Consider the following 17,609-nt stretch of genomic DNA (forward strand, 5'->3'; position numbering starts at 1 on the left):
GATCCGGCCCTTTGAAGCGTTTACTGATAGCCCACCGGGAATGGATTGGGTTCAATCAGATCGGCACTTTCAAATACGACTTTGTATTGACCGTCTTTCTGAGCCAGACCGACGCGGGTCTTGGACCAAAGATGATGGTTCTCATGAATCTTGACATACCCTTCAGGGGCTGTGGTCAATTCGATACCCGGTGAAGCGGCACGCACTTTGTCGATATCAAATGAACCGGCTTTTTCTACCGCAGCTTTCCACAACCAGGGTCCCAGATAGGCTGCCTGCGTTACGTCGCCGATCACAATGTCTTTACCCCATTTGTCTTTGAAGGCCTGAACAAATGCTTTGTTATTGGGATTGTCCAAACTTTGGAAATACTTCATCGCGGCATAGGCGCCTTCAATATTTTCTCCGCCTATCCCCAGGATTTCATCTTCAGTCACGGAAATAGTCAGCAGCAGCGGTTTTTCACTGGGCAGCTTGATACCGGCGGCATTCAGCTGTTTGTAAAAGGCAACGTTAGACCCGCCCACCACAATGGCGTAGATCACATCCGGCTTTTTGAGTTTGATCTTGTTGATCACGGAGTTGAACTGGGTATGGCCCAGAGGATAGTATTCTTCCCCAACGACGGTCAGACCCAGCTTTTCAATATGTTTACGGGCAATCTTGTTGGAGGTACGCGGCCAGATGTAATCGGAACCGAGCAGATAAAATGTTTTGGCACCCTTCTCTTTTACGACCCAGTCGATACCGGCAATAATCTGTTGTGTCGCTTCCTGACCGGTATAAATTACGTTAGGCGACTGTTCCAATCCTTCATAAAACGTCGGGTAATACAACATGCCGTTATATTGTTCAAACACCGGCAATACCGCCTTACGTGACGCGGAAGTCCAACAACCGAATACAGCCGCTGTTTTGTCATTGACCAGCAGTTTTTTGGATTTTTCAGCAAATGTCGGCCAATCACTGGCGCCATCTTCCTGAATGTATTCGATCTTACGGCCTAATACGCCTCCCGTGGCGTTGATCTGATCGATCGCCAGTTTCTCCGCTTGCACCGAGCCGGTTTCGCTGATCGCCATGGTGCCGGTCACCGAATGCAAAATACCGACGGTTACGGTATCATCGGTTACGGCCAATCCCGTGGTATTGACTTCACTGGTTGCCGGTGCCGCCCAGGCCATGTGTGACGCCAGCAACAGGCTCACAGGCAGGGCGCATAGCGCTTTGACAGTCAGACGACGTCCAGACACCTGACAAGTGCTGCCGGCTTTGGATAGTCGAAGATCGGTTGGGTTACGCATAATGTGCTCTCCTAAGGTTTATGTGGTTCGCGGTTAGTGTCCGTTAAAGCGGCTTAGTCCGCCATTCGTCGGATGATCACCCCTGTTACGTCATATGACGTATAGCTAATGACACAGTGTCCAGGTATGCTTTCAACTATGAAACCCCGTTTAGCCAAGCTTTATGCTGTTGCCTGTGGTAACTCGCAATCAGAACAACCGCCTTTTGATCCCGGTTTGGATTGGAGTACGTACATTCCATACACCATTGGTTTAAGACCCGCTTCGTCACTTTCAAAAAGACGCTTAAGCCAAGTGGCTACGCTCACCTCATGAACGCCCAGCAAAAAGTTTTTCGGGTTCGACGGAATTACAATCGCTGGGTAGCCAACCAAACACTTGAAGACTATGCGTTGCGTTTCACGGCCAATAGCGCCAGAAAATGGTCGGCCACGCAGGTAGCGCTTACTGCTTTGGGTGCGATTTCATTTTTGGCTTTGGAGGCCATTGGCGGCGCAATAACCCTCAGCTACGGATTTACTAACGCCGTAACGGCTGTTGCGGTAGTCGGAACGATCATTTTTTTGACCGGTTTGCCAATTTGTTACCACGCGGCAAAACAAGGCATTGATATTGACTTGCTCACCCGGGGAGCAGGCTTCGGTTATATCGGATCGACCATTACATCGCTGATTTATGCGTCTTTCACCTTTATTTTTTTCGCACTGGAAGCCGCGATCCTGTCACTGGCGCTGGAACTGATACTCAATATTCCACTATCGATCGGCTATTTAATCAGCGCGTTGCTGGTCATTCCTCTGGTTACCCACGGCATCACGCTGATCAGCCGGTTTCAGATCTGGACTCAACCGCTGTGGCTTGTTCTGCAAATTCTGCCCCTGGCCTGCATTGCTTTAAAATCGGATGAAGCCATCAGCCTCTGGACTGAATACAATCCCACGGCAACCGGCCCGGATTTCAATTTGATCGCTTTTGGCGCTGCATCTGCAGTTTTGTTCTCACTGATAGCGCAAATCGGCGAACAGGTAGATTTTCTTCGCTTTCTTCCCCAGGAAAATAAATCGTCGCGCAGTTGGTGGTTAGCGATGCTGACTGCAGGCCCCGGATGGATCATCATCGGTTCCGGCAAGATATTGATAGGTTCTTTCTTAGCTGTGCTGGCTCTCAAGCATGGCATCGCTCACGAGGAAGCCTCCGATCCTAACCGGATGTACCTGACCGCATTCAGTTATATGAATCAAAGCCCGCAATTCACGCTGTTGATGACCGGTGCGTTTGTAATTTTGTCGCAGCTCAAAATCAACGTGACAAACGCCTATGCCGGATCCATTGCCTGGTCCAACTTTTTCTCCAGACTCACTCAGAACCATCCCGGCCGCGTCGTCTGGCTGGTGTTCAATGTTGCAATTGCATTAATGTTGATGGAACTTGGCATTTACCGGGTTCTGAAAGAAATTCTCGGCGTTTATGCGATTATTGCCCTGGCCTGGGTAGGCTCAATGGTTGCGGATCTGGTCATCAACAAACCGCTGGGCTTACGTCCCCAAACCATGGAGTTCAAACGCGCCCATCTTTACGATATCAATCCTGTCGGCGTAGGCTCGATGCTCGTTGCTTCAGTCACCGGCTTTATGGCTCACGCCGGGCTGTTCGGGGAAATTCCGCGCGCCCTGTCTTCTTTTATCGCCCTGGGCTCTACGTTTATTTGCGCCCCTCTGATCGCCTGGCTAACCCAGGGGCGTTACTATATTGCCCGCGAACCTTCGGTTTTTCCTTCTCGTGCAGAGATAAGCTGTTGTATCTGTGAACACCATTTCGAACCCGAGGACATGAGTCATTGCCCTGCTTACGCCGGGCCCATCTGTTCGCTGTGTTGTTCGTTGGACAGCCGTTGTCACGACATGTGTAAAACCAACGCCAGACTGTCGGATCAATTGACGGCATCGTTAAGCCTGGTGTTCCCCCTGAGCTGGGTGAAAGTGTTGAATAACCGCATTGGCCATTTTCTGGGTTTGTTCATACTGACCAGTTTGATGATCGCCTGCTTGTTGATGCTGGTGTTTTTTCAAATAACGCTTGATGAAGGGGTTGAAAAAAATGGAGTTGCCCTGGCATTGATCAATGTTTTCTTTATACTTTTGATCGTATCGGGCGTCGTAGCCTGGATGTTCGCGCTGGTCCACGAAAACAGAAAGATTGCCCAGGAAGAATCCCGACGCCAAACACAACTCCTGATGGCCGAAATTAGCGCCCATAAAAAAACCGACCAGGAATTGCAGCAAGCCAAAGAGGTCGCAGAATCTGCCAACAAGGCCAAAAGCCGCTATTTGACGGGAATCAGCCACGAATTACGCTCACCGCTCAATGCCATCATGGGCTATGCGCAACTTCTGGAAAAAGACCAGACCATTCCGGCAAAAAGGAGGGATGCGCTGGCCGTTATCCGCCGCAGCAGTGAACATCTAGCCGACTTGATCGAAGGTCTGCTTGATATTTCCCGCATTGAGGCAGGCCGTCTTCATCTGTCGCGCAGCGATGTCCAGCTGGGCGGTCTGTTGGATCAGATTGTCAGCATGTTCGAAGTTCAGGCAATTGCAAAGGGCATCCATTTTGAGTACAAACGTCTGACTCCGCTTCCCGATACGGTGCGCACCGATGAAAAACGCCTGCGTCAAATCCTGATCAATGTAATATCGAATGCGATTAAATATACCCACCAAGGCCAAGTCAGCCTTTCGGTCAGTTATCGAAATCAGGTCGCCGAATTTTCTATCAAAGATACCGGTGTCGGTATCGCATCCAAAGATATGGACCGAATTTTCCGGCCTTTCGAACGGATACGCAAAGCCGGATCGCCCCATATCACCGGCACGGGTTTGGGTCTGACCATTACCCGCTTCCTGACTGAGATCATGGGCGGCGATATCAGCGTAGAGAGTACACCGGGTGTGGGCAGCCATTTTAATGTCCGGCTGATGCTGAGCAGCGCCATGACCCTTGCCGCCAATACCGCGCCCGAAAAAATAGTCTGCGGCTACGCGGGCAAAGAGAAAACCGTATTTGTCGTAGATGATGAACCCAGTCATCGTGGCCTGCTTCAGGAAATGCTGACACCACTGGGCTTTAATGTAATTCAGGCTCAGGACGGCTTGTCTTGCCTGGATATGCTGCAATACTGTGAATGCGAACCGCATATTTTCCTGCTGGATATCGCCATGCCCGGAATCAGCGGCTGGGAACTGGCTCATATTGTTCGCAAGCGGATACCTTCAGCTGTCATCCTGATGGTATCCGCCAACGCCAATGAGCAAGTTCCGCCGCAGCTTCAAATGGCGCCCCATAATGCTTATTTGGTAAAACCCCTGCGCATGGCTCAACTTCTGGACACGCTTCAGCAACAGACCGGACTCACCTGGCTTTATAAACCCTGTGAACAAGACACCCAAAATCAAACCGGTCTTGCTTTGGCAGCACCCCAACAAAATCGCAGTATCAGCGATACGTTAAAAACCAACCTGATAACCGATCAAGAAGCTCGAGGCGAGTTAATCCGGCTGGCACAAATCGGCTACGCCAATGGCATCTGTTCATTACTTGAACAGCTTAAAAATGAGCATCAGATTGATGCCGACCTGATGCAGCAGCTTGAAGAATTAACGCATCAGTTCCAGTTTTCAGCACTGATCAAATTACTCAAGGAACAGGCATGATGCAGACCGGCCGGAAAAAAGACGTGGTTTTGATTGTGGATGACTCCCCTGAAACCTTGAGCATGCTTAACGACACACTCGATCAGGCCGGACTGACCGTGCTGGTTGCGCTGGAAGGTGCTCAAGCGCTGACCATTGTGGACAACATCACGCCGGACATCATATTGATGGATGCGATCATGCCCCACATGGATGGATTTGAAGCCTGTAAACGACTGAAAGCCAACCGATCGCTGGCTCATATTCCCGTCATCTTCATGACCGGATTGTCCGATACAGAAAGCATTGTCAAAGGCCTTCAGGCCGGAGGCGTGGACTACATCAACAAACCCGTCAAAGGTGATGAATTAATTGCGCGTATGCAAGTCCATTTAGCCAATGCCAGGCTCACCTTAAGCGCACAAACCGCTCTGGATACCGCCGGTCAATACCTGTTCGCCGCATCCTCGGAAGGCGCTTTGCTGTGGACTACTCCCCAGGCCAATCAACTGTTCAATACGGCAGGTGTCACAATAGACTGGCTTGAGGAAAATCTTCCCAATCAATTGCGCCAGTTACTGCAGCCTCAGTTTAATAAAGAAAAAGGTCTCCTCATCAAGGTGAACGAGAAGCCATTGGAAATTCGTTATATAGGCCAAACCGGTGCCAACGAATTTTTATTACGGCTGATTGATTTGCAGCGCCCCAGTGAAATCGAACGCTTACGCTCCGCGCTGCCCATTACCGAACGGGAAGCCGAAGTGTTACTCTGGATTGCCCGAGGCAAAACCAACCGGGAAATCGGGACTATTCTGAGCATGAGCCCCCGAACGGTTAATAAGCACCTGGAACAGGTTTTCCGAAAATTGAATGTGGAAAACCGCACGACCGCCGCCGTTTTTGCGATGAAGTATCTGAATCAGGAATCCTGATGTTTTTGATGCGGTAAACCATTCTGCGTTGATCTATAGCCACACGTCAGTCTATCGAAGTATGGGTCTGATTAGATCGTAATTATTAGGTGTAGGTTGGGTTGCGTGCTTTTCGCAACCCAACAATTAACGCTATGGCCTTGAAATGTTGGGTTGGCTATCGCCAACCGCAACCTACGAGGTCCATCACCTTTGTTTGGTTGGTCCTCTGAAAAGTTACCTTTAAACTTATTTTGTGTTTATGGTAGGTTCTATCAAGTGTTCAAATTCGGGCCTATAAAGAGGATGCCCGCCGGGAAACCATCGTAATCGGGAAATATTTCAAAATGGCTGACAAAATAGACTTTACCCTATTAATTACAATCACAGCCTGTGTCCTATTTTTTTTAATGGTGGCTGTTTCTGAACTTGGAAGGCGAATCGGCCTTAACCGCATCGCAAATGACCCCAAAGGCTTGGCAGAAGGGATCGGAGCGGCTGAGGGTGCTGTGTTTGCCTTGTTAGGACTGGTTATCGCTTTTACCTTTTCGGGCGCAGCAACGAGACTGGAAGAACGCCGAGATTTGATAACCGAGGAAGCCAATGCCATCGGCACGGCCTATCTGCGTATTGACTTGCTTTCCAAAGAAGCCCAGCCGGAAATTCCTGAATTGTTTCGCACCTACACCGGCATCAGGGCAACCATTTACGAAGACAGGGCTAATAAGCCCCTCATGAAAGTAAAACAGAACAAGGTAGCTGATCTGCAAACCCGGATTTGGAGGTTGTCATTGGCAGCAAGCCGTTTGCCTGACGCATCGCCCCAGGCAACCATGTTGCTGATCCCCGCATTAAATGAAATGATCGACATCACCACAACCAGAGAGATGGCAACCAAGAATCATCCTCCGGTACAGATCTATATCTTGCTTTATGGACTGAGCTTTATCGGTGCTTTGCTGGTTGGCTACAGCATGTCCGTCAACAAGGAACGCAGCTGGCTGCATATTTTGTCTTTCTCGGCGGTTATGTCGCTTGCTATCTACGTGATTGTCGATCTTGAATACCCGCGACTCGGCATTATAAAAGTTGACACTTCAGACCAAGTGCTTTTCGATCTACAAAAAAGCATGGAGGCAGAACAAAGTGACTGATAGATAAGGACATGGCTTTTAAACATCCGGATTTGAGTATTTCAGCCTATATAAACACCAGCAGCAAAGCCAACAGCGCTATTGAAGCAAACTGCCAGCGCCTGTCGATCCAGATGTCTTTGTTAACCGCTAATGCTTCTGATTGAAGCGCCTGATTAAACGCTGCTGTTTCGGTCAAGCGTTGATACCCCAAACCGGTCTCTGCCGCCAATTGTTTCAAATACGGTTCATGCAACCGGCTCAAATGTTCCGAACCTACCGCAGCCTCACTGCCGAAAGGAGCATTGCGGGCATCGTAGCCTTGAATCGATTCAGGATTCAGATCCGATTCGCCAAAAGTTGAACGGTGCGGTACATCATCGGCGCTATAAAACCCCACACGTTTGCCTTGCTGATCAAATTTCGGGATAGGTTTCGGTTCTAACCCACCGACGCCCACGATCAAACCTTTGATCGTGTCCTTCACGATGGAAAAATCAGGTCCATAACGCGAATTGAGCGGTGGCGCCTCATGACCGTCCGAGATAAATATCAAACGGGTTTCCTGATCATCTTTCAACATATCCAGAGTATTCAATAAACCGTGAGCAATCCGGCTATCAGCTGCCCAGGCCGATTGCCAATCCAATGCAGCAATGGCGGCATCCAGTTCATTAAAACCGGAACAGACTTCTATAGGCTGGAATAACAGTGACGAACGCCGTTCGGTAAACACGCCCAAACCCACTTTGGATTGGCACGGCAAGCTCGACAAAAGCTCACGTAAGGTCATTTTGACAAACTCGAGTCGGCTGATGATTTCACCGTGATAACGGTAATCCTCGGTGTTCATGCTCCGGGTGATATCGACAATGAATGTCATCTGATAGGCCGGACCCGATCGCTTGATCTTGGGAAACAGAAACAGCATCACCAAAGCCAACAAAGCGAAGGTTAAACACCAAAAGCGAAAGTCTTTGAAACACTCACGTTTAGCTAACATGGTTGCTCTCTGCACTGTCAACCATTACGGCAAACCTCGGGGAAAGCCCGGCACTGTAGTCCATAACCGGGTTTTCCGGTTTTCCTTGTCATCGGCTTCGACAGTGATTCTGTCCATTTCCGGCGCAATGCGCATCGCCACCTCAAGGTTGTATTTCGCATCCCAAAACTGACTGTCCAGCGCAAGCGCTTGCCGGTAAGCCTGCTTTGCCAATGCCGCCAGGGGAAGTGCATCGTTGATCGCCATTTTTTCAGCCCGTTCAACTGTTTGCGTTAAATAAAGATTACCCAGGTTATAACGGGTTTTAGCCTGAAGGCTTGGGCTGCCCTGATCCAGAATTAAATTGAGCGTCGCCAGTGCTTCATCATACCGGCCTTTTTCCCTTAAATAGACGGCTCGTGCCAAACGCACTTCCGGCGAGGCCTTCACGACTTTCTCAATGGCAATATCGTGACCCGACAGCAACCGGTTTATCCAGGCGTTCTCATTGTGAATTTGCAGCAATGTCCAGGCCTGGATAATAAAAACCAGCGTACTGACGCTGAATATTCCCCACAACACAGTATTTTTTATTATTCTCATGACCGATTCACCTCGCACAGTTTCAACACCAGCAATAGAGCAATCATCAGACTTGCCCATTGATAACAGAGCCCTGATAGATCCTGCTTGGGTAGGCGTTCAAAATAATGTAACGGACGATTTTCCAGCTTATCGATATCGTCAATAGCCGCTTGCAAACCTTCAGGAGACTCGGCTTCATAAACTTGATAAGGCACATTCAAACTCGAAAAAAACAAATGCAGATACTTTTCCGGCAAGGCCTGGGCATTGTCATCACGGGTATTTTCAGGTTTTTCATGAATACCGGGACTGTTTGACGTCCTCAGGAATACCCAATACAAACGGATGTGCTGATCCTTGATTAATGTTCGCAGCGCTTGCTCACTGTCAGAGTCGATCGCTGCAGCCCCGTCGGAAACCAAAACGACAATACGGGTTCCGTTTGTCGGCTGTTCGTCAAAAAATGACAAGGCCATGGCCAGGCCTTTGCTGATATGGGTATAAGCCAATGCGGGAGTCGCTGTCGCGTCAATGGCAGCATGCAGTGCCTGTTTATTTTCAGTCAGCGGCATGACAAACAGCGGTGCGGTGCTGAATTCGGCGATACCCATCAAATCATGGCTGCGTTTGTCGATAAATTCAGTCAATAGCCTTCTTGCGGCTGCAGATTTGGATTCTTCCTGATCATTCATCGGTGCTTTTCCCGCAAAGGTCGTGTCCATGCTGTTACTTCTATCTAAAAGCAGCACGATATGCGCACCCCGACCAATACGCTCGATGCGTTGTTCTTTTAAATAAACGCCGGACAATCCCAGAATCAGCAAGCCAATTGCCGCCATGCCGATGATGCGGATCAAAACCGAAAGCAACGAAGAGAGCGTATCCTCAGGCAGGATAGCAAGCCACGGATAAGCTTGCGATTTGATGCCGGTTCTCAGCAGAGGCACCATCATCAAAAGCAATCCGGAAAGAAGCCACGGTGTATCGAAATTAATCAGCACAAATCAGCCTCTTTCCAGTTCGACACAGCGTTGACACATTTTTTTCAGAGCGTCCCACTCATCAGCACCGGCAGACGGTTTTCCACCGAAAAAATAGTCGTTGGAAAAATTGAAAAACCACTCCAGTTCGGGGCCTATTTCTTTGAACTCCGGCCTTAGCCTGTAAAACTCTGACAAGCGGTGCTTAAACAGGGGTTTATGATTCAACTGATTGAAAGCCTGATGAATAATCACCAAAGCCAAACCCAGTTCATTGGGCTGCATTTTCTTTATTCGTCCGTTTGCCCGGCTAAAAAAACTGCGCCTTGGAAAACCAACGAAATAGCCGTAACGAAACGCCAATAACAAGCCGCAAAACAGACCTGACGCCACACTGATCGATAACAGGCGCAAAGCGTTTTGCGAAGAAATTAGGGTGGGTGTTGCATCGGGCCGACGATACGTGTTGCCCTCCTCTTTTCTGACAGCCAATTCATGAATCGGTGAAACGGTAAATGACCATTCGGGCACAACCTGTTCAATAGCCTGGTCACCTTGTTTGAACCGAAGTTTAAAGCCCGCAATAGTCAACATTTTGACTTCCAAAGGCGCGTAAAAGACCTGGTATGTCAACTCGATTTCAGTCAGATGCTTTGAAACTGGCCGAACAGTAATTTGATCGATTGACAACCAACGGTTGAGATCACCTTTGGCAGGGAGACTCGTAGGTTCCAGTTGAATACCGGAACGGGTTCCAATCACTATCCGATGCCGAATTTTATCGCCAATGACATAGCCAAAAGGTTTAGGCGTCTCAAATTCAAATCGTTCGATAGGAGGCGGCAAGCCTTCTGAACAGGCAACCAGTAAAAACAGTGAATACACCAGAATAGAGCGGGCATATTTTACTATTTGGTGGCTTAAGTCGGTGTCTTTGCAATGCAGGAAAGGTAACGATTTCATAATGCTCTCGCCTGAAAATACCGGGTCACTGCTTCGGCTTGATAACCTTGGCTAATAAACAACGGCTCGGTACCTAACGATCTGAAACATTGTTGCAAATCGGCTTTTCGTTGCGCGAAGGCATCGATAATCTGTTTTTTGAACGCCGGTCTCATCAGTAAAGTACGGGTAACTCCGTTTTCCTTGTCTTTAAATTTAACGATCCCCCACTCAGGCAGATCCGAAGAAGCTACTTCGTTCCACAACACAACAGGAACGACCGCATGCCTGTTCAGTTGCGGCAGCAACGCCTTAAGCACAGCCAAATCAAAGTGAAAATCGGAAACCAAAAAAATCAATGCGCGTTGTGAAGTTATGAGTGCAGGTGTATTGAGCAAGCCGGAACTGGTCCCAACCGGTTTTGAATCAGCCAACTGTCCGGCCATTTTTTGGACAATGCCCCAATGATGACCGGCCGGAATATGCCACTTCGAACTGATACCGGTATCACAACCAATAAACCCGAAGCGGTCGCCTGTCTGATAAGCCGAAAGCGCAGCAGAAAGCATAAATTGAGACATGACCTGCATCACGCTTGATTGTCCTTCAATCCCCATGGACCCCGACAAATCAGCGATCATGTAAAGTGTAGTTTGTGTGTGTTGCTGAAAGACTTTGACCCAATAGGACTGGAATGGATTAAGCAGACTGGCTCTCAAATCGATGCGCCGAGTGTCGGGACTGGCCATCAACGGCACATGAGCTTTGAACAACTGCCCGGCGCCTGTCAGCCGTCCCGGATGCGCTCCAGGATAAACATGGGTTGACGGCTGACCCAAACGGTAAATAAACGGAGTGGTAGAAATCATCGATAAGCCAGAAAAGATGCGTTATTGATGGGTAATCAAATGAACAAATAAACCGCTCATCACCAAGTAAGCCGGTAAAGCATATTTGAGCGGTGTTTTTATCAGCCAATCAATGACGCCGGACACCTGTTGATCATTGTGGTTATAAAGTGCTTCACCCAACAACCAAAGTAACGTATTGGCCAGACAAAGCCCCACCAACGCAAGAAATCCAATATCACTGAATAAAAATGACTTCGACGCCAGCAGCGATGCTTTTTCGCTGGCATGAAAGAAATTGGCTACCAATATACCGATCATCAGCGCGCCTTCATCAAAAGCCACGACGAAAAAGGTATAGGTCAATTGTCTCAACCTGGTCGCTACCTTTTCAAATCGCTTGAGATGTTCGGCCAGATAGACCAACGGTAAATTGACACACAGTAACAACAAGCCGATAACCGATAGCAAAATCCAGAATTTATAACCTACCGCGTCATTGACCGCATTGGTGTAATAAGCTGCATAAGCCACCTCCGCATATTCATCCAGCGCTGTAGCCACATAAGAGCCGATGAATCCGACACCGGCCCAGGTTAAATAAGTTGCTTTTAGATGCGTTAATCCTGCTTTGGGAATAATAATCGCCAAGTATTTTTGATAATTCATGGGCTTACGGTTAGTCTGAAAAAACAGGTCCAAAAAAATTCAGGGTGGCCAATTGGCAAGATGGATAAGTGAATGCGGCAGGCGCCTTTTCCGCTCTCCAATGGCCTTTCATTTGCCGGAGTGATACCCAATCCTTCATGAACGTTACCGTGAAAGTACACGAAGCGAAGAGGGAGCGGTTGCTCGATCGACAGGTGTCGGCGGCAGGGAGCCGCCGTCAAGCCTACATGGACATATTCACGGCGTCCTGTCGGGCGAGTGACCGCTCTCTCCTTAACACCTGGTACTTTCATTTGACGGGGCGAATGCAGGACTTTCATGAACGGTTAGGGTGCAGCCACGGCGTCAAGAATGCCGTTGACCAGCTGAGGCATCAGTTCATCTTTACGGTAGGCATAAACCGGCGCGAGAAAAATACGATGCGCCATTGTCACGTGATAAACCGCTTGAACATCCTCTGGCAGCAATACAGTTCTGTCATTCAGCCAGGCCCTGACTTTTGCGGCTTTAATGAAATAACTCATACCGCGCGGGCTTGCTCCTGCCTGTATCAATGAAGGCATGTCCACGTCACTTAATTTCACACCGTATTGACCAGGATCAGCGCTGGCCTTCCATAAATCCAGCGCATATTTTCGAAGTCTTGGGCTGGGCTCCAGTGTTTTCTGAATAAGACCGGAAATCTCGTTAAGATCATAATATTTGAGCGAATCGCGCTGAATACCGTCAATCAATGAATCAACGTCATGAAAGCGCGGGTTAAACATCAGTTCATCCAGAACGGCATCGTCAGCCGGCGTGTTGACATTGATTTCCATCAAAAACCGGTCGCGGGCAGCCGCCGGTAATTCGAAAGTTTCTTCTCTTTCAACCCGATTGCGATCAGCAAAAACCTGGATATGCGGAAAACGATATTCTCGGTTAAAGGCGCTGACACTGCCTTCAGACATGGCTCTCAATAACAGCGAATGGACCTGAGGCCGTGCCCGGTTGATCTCATTAAAAAAGAAAGTCGAAAGCTGTTCACCTTCTTTGAGTAAGGGGCCAGGGTCGACACACGGCCGACCTTCATGGTTTAAATAGGTGTAATAAATAAGGTCGGCGGGCATCAGGTCAATGGTGCCTTCAATCCTTTGATAGCTGCCTCCCAGTCCCTGCGCAACCGCTCTCAGCAAAGTGGTTTTACCGACGCCGACGCCACCTTCCAGCAATACATGGCCTCGTGCAAAAATTGCAATCAGCACATTTCTTACTGTGGCGGTTTGTCCGATGACAACCTCATTGATGTTGTTTTCAAACTGAAGCGCTTTAGCGCGCCAGTCTGTGAATAAAGAATCTGTTTTCATAGTTTTAAAAAAAGCCCCGATACATGGCTGTGCCGGGGCTATAAGGTCTATTAGTCTTAATAACACATTTGAAACCGTCAACGACTGCCGGCGTTTGGGTTTCGGAGAAAACATAAAAGATTCCTGTAACCATTGTGCGAAGACATCAACCGATGCTGTAAAACACATCGCTGGGGTACTGCTTACTCCCCCAATCCAAGCTTGATAATTTCAGATTACTTTTATATTTAGGATCCGCAGTCCTTTGCAGAATCGGTATTTGCCTGATGGATAACGTTTCGCAAGATGAGCGGAATTTTCACCCTGACCCAATCTGCGCACTATTGACTCCATCTTGCAAAAAACTAGTTTTCTTCTATTTCGTAAACAAATTTGCCGGTTTCGATCAAATGCTTCGTGCGTTTTTCGTTACGGGCTTCCATTTCTTTGATCGATTGGGCTTGTTTATTCAATTCGTTAACATCATGTTTGGGATCGTATTTACTGCCCGCTACCTGCGCCGGAAAACCGGGTTTGGGTTCCCAGCAAACTCCCGGTTCTTTACAATTGGTTCCGTCATATGCAGAGGCCGAAAATGACAATACGGAAGCTAATGTCATCATGCTGATAGCTATAAATTTGTTCATGTTTAACTCCTTAAATTATTTTAACCATTTCGCTTTTTGGGGGTCACCGGTGTAAATCGAGCGGAGAAACGCCATAATTTGCAGCATCTGATCGGTTGAAAAATTGACATACTGAGGCCCCATCATGCCGTTGGCGCCACCAAATAAAATTTCAAACAAACCCTGGTCCGTCAAACCGCTGGGGTAGGTCCAGTAGTCATCTGCCAAGCCTGGCCCTAACTTGCCTTCGGCCTCATGGCCATGACATCCTGAGCAACCAGTCATGTACAAGCTTTTACCCTCTGCCACGACTTTTTCGTTGCCGTTATAGGGGTTTTTACCGGTTTTCAGGAATTCCTTAAATGCGTCGGTATCGCCGCCTTTTTTGGCAAAACTCAGATCCAGGGCTTCGCCTGTCAAGGCATGACGAAGTGTGATGTCGGCATTAGCCAGTGTGCTGGTCAAAGCCAGAGCCACACAGAAGCCTGCCGTTAACTTTTTGATTTTCATTTTTTAATAGTTCCTCATTTTGATACTAATACCTGGTCAGGTTCCTCTACCAACGGAATCCCCTCGGCTTTTAATGTTTGCGTGATGTCATCCATCCGGTTTTTCAACGCTTTCTCAAGTTTTGTCAGCAGTGCTTGATCGTCTTTCCTAACCGCCATAGAAGTGCTGTAATGAAAACCGACTTTTTCGCCATCTGCCCGGGTGTTGTTATCCGGTATCAATGACATAGTTAACGGTGTAGCCGACGCTTTGACATATCGCGCTGCAGCAGGGCCCCATAAAACAGCCACCTCTGCCTTGCCGGATGACACTTCGGAAACCAGTTTGTCCGTTTCGTATTTGATGTATTCGTTACGACGGGATTTAAAACCCACCAGCTCCTGCATGTAGTTGAACATATCGTTGTAACGGCCGATGGATCGCATCATCACTTCCGGCGGAGTTCCCGGAACGAAGGCGATACGCTCGGCTTTTTGCAACACGTCACTGTCCCATTGATCGACTGCCGGGGTATCATCCGTACGGGTAATAAAGACATAGCCGGAGCGGTAATAAGGCTTAGTAGTCAACACCCTGGGATCACCGGCATCCATACCGATTACAACATCGCATAAGCCTTTGTCCAGGTAATCACGAACGAGATAACGCGGGTCAGTCCAGATTACCCATTCGACTTTTCTCTCAAGCTCATCCGCAACAATTTCTGCCAGTTTATTTTCAAAGCCCTCACCTTTTTTATTGGCATAAGGCATTTCATTTTCGGCATTGCATACTTTCAATGTTTGCTGTTCAGCCATGACATGTTGTGATCCACAACCAGCCATCAGCAATAAACCTGCAGACAAAACAAAAATTTGTATTTTCATTATTTCCTCAAAATACATTGCTACGCGGGCCGGGTAGCTCTAATGAACTGGCCCGGCCTACCTCTGAATTAGAGCGAGAACACCATGACGCCACCACCCATTTGAGTGTGATGTGCCAATTCTTTAAACGCGCCCACCGCGCCTAAACCGGCTGTCGGATCTTTAAGATCGAACACGAGTCCGACGCCAGGCCAACCGCCTACACCGTAATAGATAGCAACATATTGCTTACCGTCATGTTTGTAAGTTATTGGATGACCGATTACGCCGGAAGGCAGTTTAAATTTCCACAGCTCTTCCCCGGTTTTGGAATTAAGCGCTTTGATGTAACCATCTAACGTACCGTAGAACACTAGATCGCCGGCTGTCGCAGTTGTACCGCCCCAAACCGCGAATTTTTCCTGAACTTCCCATTCAAATTCACCGGTTACCGAGTTCATTGCTTTAACCTGACCCAGTGTGCCTTTGGGGCCTGGATACATATTCAGCGTGGCGCCGACAAAGAACTGACCTGCACGGTAAGGCAACATGAACGGTTCCCAATCCATACAAATATGGTTCACACCCATGAAGAACAGCTTTTTATTGGGATCGTAGGACTCGATGCCCTGGTTGTGATAGCCCATCGCTGAAGGACAAATACCTTTGGCTTCATGATCCATATGGGTTGAATATTCTGGATCACGTACCGGCAAACCGGTTTTCAAGTCAACATGCTTGACCCAGTTGACGGTGTTATCGATTTTGAACGCATTGACCAGGTCGCCGTTTTCGCGATTTAAGGTATAAACCAGACCGTTACGATCAGGGTGTGTCAGCAATTTGGTCATCTTACCGTTAACCATTTGCTCGGATAAGCCCATGTAGTTCACACCGGCATAATCCCACTCGTCATGAGGCGTTTTTTGATAACCGAATTTTGCTTCACCACTTTTGATATCCCGTCCCCAAATGGTCATCGTCCATTTGTTGTCGCCTGGACGCATGGTTTCATTCCACGGCGCAGGGTTACCTGATCCGTAATAGAGCATTTGTAAATCCGGGTCGTAGGCATACCAACCCCAGTTGGTTCCGCCACCGATTTTCCAGGCATCCCCTTCCCAGGTTTTCAGACCCAGACCGAATTGTCCGTAATGCGGATTGGCTTTATTGAAATCTTTGGACAATTTAATGTCTTCATCAGGACCTGTCGCATAGACACGCCAGGCTTGTTTTCCATCCTTCAGGTTATAAGCGGTTGCATACCCTCTTACACCCAACTCAGCACCGGAAGTGCCGACAATCACCTTATCTTCAGCTACGAACGGAGCGATGGTGAGTGTAGAACCCATGGCAATATCGGAATTTTCCATTTTCCATAACAGATCACCGGTTTTTGCATTGAGTGCAACGATATGACCGTCTAATTGGTTAAGGAAAATAGTCGCGGGATAATCTTTACCTTGAGGTGCATAAGCCAAACCACGATTGACAACATCACAACAAGCTACCGCTCTGGCAGCCGGGTTCTGTTTCGGCTTGAACTGCCACAAAATTTTATCGGGCTCTTTCAAGTCGATAGCAAATACGTTATTCGGATAAGGCGTGTGGACATACATGATGCCGTCAACAACCAGAGGGCCGCCTTCGTGGCCATTGAGAACTCCGGTTGAGAAAGACCACGCAACTTTCAGATTTTTGACATTGGTAATATTGATGTCATAAAGCTCGCTAAAGTGAGTCGAACTGTAGTCCTTGGTCTGCATTACCCAGTTGGTATTTTGACGGGACAATTTATCTAATTCTTTATTGGCCTGCGCCGATTGCGGCAATGCCAGAATGGCGCTAGCCATTAATGCGGACGTTCCCACGTTACGTGCAAATTTCAACATTTGCATAATTCCTCCGAGTTATTGTTCTGCTGTGAATTAAGGCATAGCCGCTGCATATCGATGATTCGATTTATGTTAACCAACTTACTTGATCAAAGTTCGCAAGGGGGGTCGACACACAGGGCTACACTGCGAGCAAATTCTACGCAGATCGTTTTGCAGGCGTTACGGAAGAAGGCTTGAATTAAGCCGGGAATATGTCAGTTATATCCCAAGAAGATTTCCCGATACTTGGGAACTTAAGTGACCGGTTATCAATAATTTCGTGAATTCTGAGCGGAGTGAATTTCGAGTTTGTTTACCTCATCCTTGGCTCCTGGACCCCCGGCAATCCGTCCCGGGGCGACACCCACTGTTGACGCACTGAA

16 protein-coding genes are annotated in these 17,609 nt (G+C 48.3%); 4 read left to right on the forward strand and 12 right to left on the reverse strand.

Features of this window, described 5'->3' with window-relative positions; translation table 11 throughout:
* Positions 1–20: 20 nt before the first annotated feature.
* On the reverse strand, positions 21–1,304 hold the full coding sequence (gene urtA / locus GO003_RS20235; RefSeq protein WP_159653162.1) for an urea ABC transporter substrate-binding protein: 1,284 nt from the start codon (positions 1,302–1,304) through the stop codon (positions 21–23).
* Between the two features lie 138 nt (positions 1,305–1,442).
* On the opposite strand from urtA, the gene GO003_RS20240 reads away from it, so the two are divergent.
* The 4 genes from GO003_RS20240 (at position 1,443) to GO003_RS20255 (ending at position 7,058) form a co-directional block, all read left to right on the forward strand.
* Positions 1,443–1,619, forward strand: coding sequence for a hypothetical protein (locus GO003_RS20240; RefSeq protein WP_159653164.1), 177 nt, complete (start codon positions 1,443–1,445; stop codon positions 1,617–1,619).
* Complete coding sequence (locus tag GO003_RS20245; protein ID WP_159653166.1) at positions 1,616–5,014, forward strand: hybrid sensor histidine kinase/response regulator; 3,399 nt, start codon at positions 1,616–1,618, stop codon at positions 5,012–5,014. The genes GO003_RS20240 and GO003_RS20245 overlap by 4 nt, the downstream gene beginning before the upstream one ends.
* Positions 5,011–5,925, forward strand: coding sequence for a response regulator transcription factor (locus tag GO003_RS20250; protein WP_159653168.1), 915 nt, complete (start codon positions 5,011–5,013; stop codon positions 5,923–5,925). The genes GO003_RS20245 and GO003_RS20250 overlap by 4 nt, the downstream gene beginning before the upstream one ends.
* Before the next feature lie 326 nt (positions 5,926–6,251).
* Positions 6,252–7,058 carry a bestrophin-like domain gene (locus tag GO003_RS20255; protein WP_159653170.1) on the forward strand — a complete coding sequence of 269 codons (807 nt, stop codon included), beginning with the start codon at positions 6,252–6,254 and terminating at the stop codon, positions 7,056–7,058.
* A gap of 46 nt (positions 7,059–7,104) precedes the next feature.
* Here GO003_RS20255 and GO003_RS20260 read toward each other — a convergent pair whose 3' ends face one another.
* From GO003_RS20260 to GO003_RS20310, 11 genes are all read right to left on the reverse strand, one after another.
* Positions 7,105–8,040, reverse strand: a complete 936-nt coding sequence (locus GO003_RS20260) for a VWA domain-containing protein (protein ID WP_159653172.1) — start codon at positions 8,038–8,040, stop codon at positions 7,105–7,107.
* Between the two features lie 24 nt (positions 8,041–8,064).
* The gene (locus GO003_RS20265) at positions 8,065–8,622 is read right to left on the reverse strand and encodes an MxaK protein (RefSeq protein WP_159653174.1); all 558 of its coding nucleotides are present in this window, start codon (positions 8,620–8,622) and stop codon (positions 8,065–8,067) included.
* The gene (locus GO003_RS20270; RefSeq protein WP_231089108.1) at positions 8,619–9,605 is read right to left on the reverse strand and encodes a vWA domain-containing protein; all 987 of its coding nucleotides are present in this window, start codon (positions 9,603–9,605) and stop codon (positions 8,619–8,621) included. Before GO003_RS20270 ends, GO003_RS20265 begins: the two co-directional genes overlap by 4 nt.
* A gap of 3 nt (positions 9,606–9,608) precedes the next feature.
* Entirely contained in the window at positions 9,609–10,547 is a 939-nt protein-coding gene (locus tag GO003_RS20275) for a nonribosomal peptide synthetase MxaA (protein ID WP_159653176.1), read from the reverse strand.
* Positions 10,544–11,395, reverse strand: coding sequence for a DUF58 domain-containing protein (locus GO003_RS20280; RefSeq protein WP_159653178.1), 852 nt, complete (start codon positions 11,393–11,395; stop codon positions 10,544–10,546). Before GO003_RS20280 ends, GO003_RS20275 begins: the two co-directional genes overlap by 4 nt.
* Positions 11,396–11,416: 21 nt before the next feature.
* On the reverse strand, positions 11,417–12,043 hold the full coding sequence (locus GO003_RS20285) for an MxaP protein (RefSeq protein WP_159653180.1): 627 nt from the start codon (positions 12,041–12,043) through the stop codon (positions 11,417–11,419).
* Positions 12,044–12,369: 326 nt separating this feature from the next.
* The gene (locus tag GO003_RS20290) at positions 12,370–13,389 is read right to left on the reverse strand and encodes an AAA family ATPase (protein WP_159653182.1); all 1,020 of its coding nucleotides are present in this window, start codon (positions 13,387–13,389) and stop codon (positions 12,370–12,372) included.
* Between the two features lie 344 nt (positions 13,390–13,733).
* A complete protein-coding gene (locus GO003_RS20295) occupies positions 13,734–14,015 on the reverse strand; it encodes a methanol dehydrogenase [cytochrome c] subunit (RefSeq protein ID WP_159653184.1) in 282 nt (93 codons plus the stop codon).
* 15 nt (positions 14,016–14,030) lie between these two features.
* Positions 14,031–14,504 (reverse strand): cytochrome c(L), periplasmic, encoded by a 474-nt coding sequence (gene moxG / locus GO003_RS20300; protein WP_159653186.1) that lies wholly within the window; start codon positions 14,502–14,504, stop codon positions 14,031–14,033.
* Between the two features lie 14 nt (positions 14,505–14,518).
* Positions 14,519–15,370: a methanol oxidation system protein MoxJ gene (gene moxJ / locus GO003_RS20305; RefSeq protein ID WP_159653188.1), complete on the reverse strand. Its 852-nt coding sequence runs from the start codon at positions 15,368–15,370 to the stop codon at positions 14,519–14,521.
* A gap of 68 nt (positions 15,371–15,438) precedes the next feature.
* On the reverse strand, positions 15,439–17,247 hold the full coding sequence (locus GO003_RS20310) for a methanol/ethanol family PQQ-dependent dehydrogenase (protein ID WP_159653190.1): 1,809 nt from the start codon (positions 17,245–17,247) through the stop codon (positions 15,439–15,441).
* Between the last annotated feature and the right edge of the window lie 362 nt (positions 17,248–17,609).

The sequence above is a fragment of the Methylicorpusculum oleiharenae genome, assembly GCF_009828925.2.
Lineage (GTDB): Bacteria > Pseudomonadota > Gammaproteobacteria > Methylococcales > Methylomonadaceae > Methylicorpusculum > Methylicorpusculum oleiharenae.

Coding starts and splice junctions, on each gene's coding strand:
- GO003_RS20280 (WP_159653178.1), bottom strand. CDS start 11,395: ATGATTTCTACCACTCCGTTTATTTACCGTTTGGGTCAGCCGTCAACC.
- GO003_RS20310 (WP_159653190.1), bottom strand. CDS start 17,247: ATGCAAATGTTGAAATTTGCACGTAACGTGGGAACGTCCGCATTAATG.
- GO003_RS20285 (WP_159653180.1), bottom strand. CDS start 12,043: ATGAATTATCAAAAATACTTGGCGATTATTATTCCCAAAGCAGGATTA.
- urtA (WP_159653162.1), bottom strand. CDS start 1,304: ATGCGTAACCCAACCGATCTTCGACTATCCAAAGCCGGCAGCACTTGT.
- GO003_RS20255 (WP_159653170.1), top strand. CDS start 6,252: ATGGCTGACAAAATAGACTTTACCCTATTAATTACAATCACAGCCTGT.
- GO003_RS20260 (WP_159653172.1), bottom strand. CDS start 8,040: ATGTTAGCTAAACGTGAGTGTTTCAAAGACTTTCGCTTTTGGTGTTTA.
- moxJ (WP_159653188.1), bottom strand. CDS start 15,370: ATGAAAATACAAATTTTTGTTTTGTCTGCAGGTTTATTGCTGATGGCT.
- GO003_RS20245 (WP_159653166.1), top strand. CDS start 1,616: ATGAACGCCCAGCAAAAAGTTTTTCGGGTTCGACGGAATTACAATCGC.
- GO003_RS20240 (WP_159653164.1), top strand. CDS start 1,443: ATGAAACCCCGTTTAGCCAAGCTTTATGCTGTTGCCTGTGGTAACTCG.
- moxG (WP_159653186.1), bottom strand. CDS start 14,504: ATGAAAATCAAAAAGTTAACGGCAGGCTTCTGTGTGGCTCTGGCTTTG.
- GO003_RS20290 (WP_159653182.1), bottom strand. CDS start 13,389: ATGAAAACAGATTCTTTATTCACAGACTGGCGCGCTAAAGCGCTTCAG.
- GO003_RS20250 (WP_159653168.1), top strand. CDS start 5,011: ATGATGCAGACCGGCCGGAAAAAAGACGTGGTTTTGATTGTGGATGAC.
- GO003_RS20275 (WP_159653176.1), bottom strand. CDS start 10,547: ATGAAATCGTTACCTTTCCTGCATTGCAAAGACACCGACTTAAGCCAC.
- GO003_RS20295 (WP_159653184.1), bottom strand. CDS start 14,015: ATGAACAAATTTATAGCTATCAGCATGATGACATTAGCTTCCGTATTG.
- GO003_RS20265 (WP_159653174.1), bottom strand. CDS start 8,622: ATGAGAATAATAAAAAATACTGTGTTGTGGGGAATATTCAGCGTCAGT.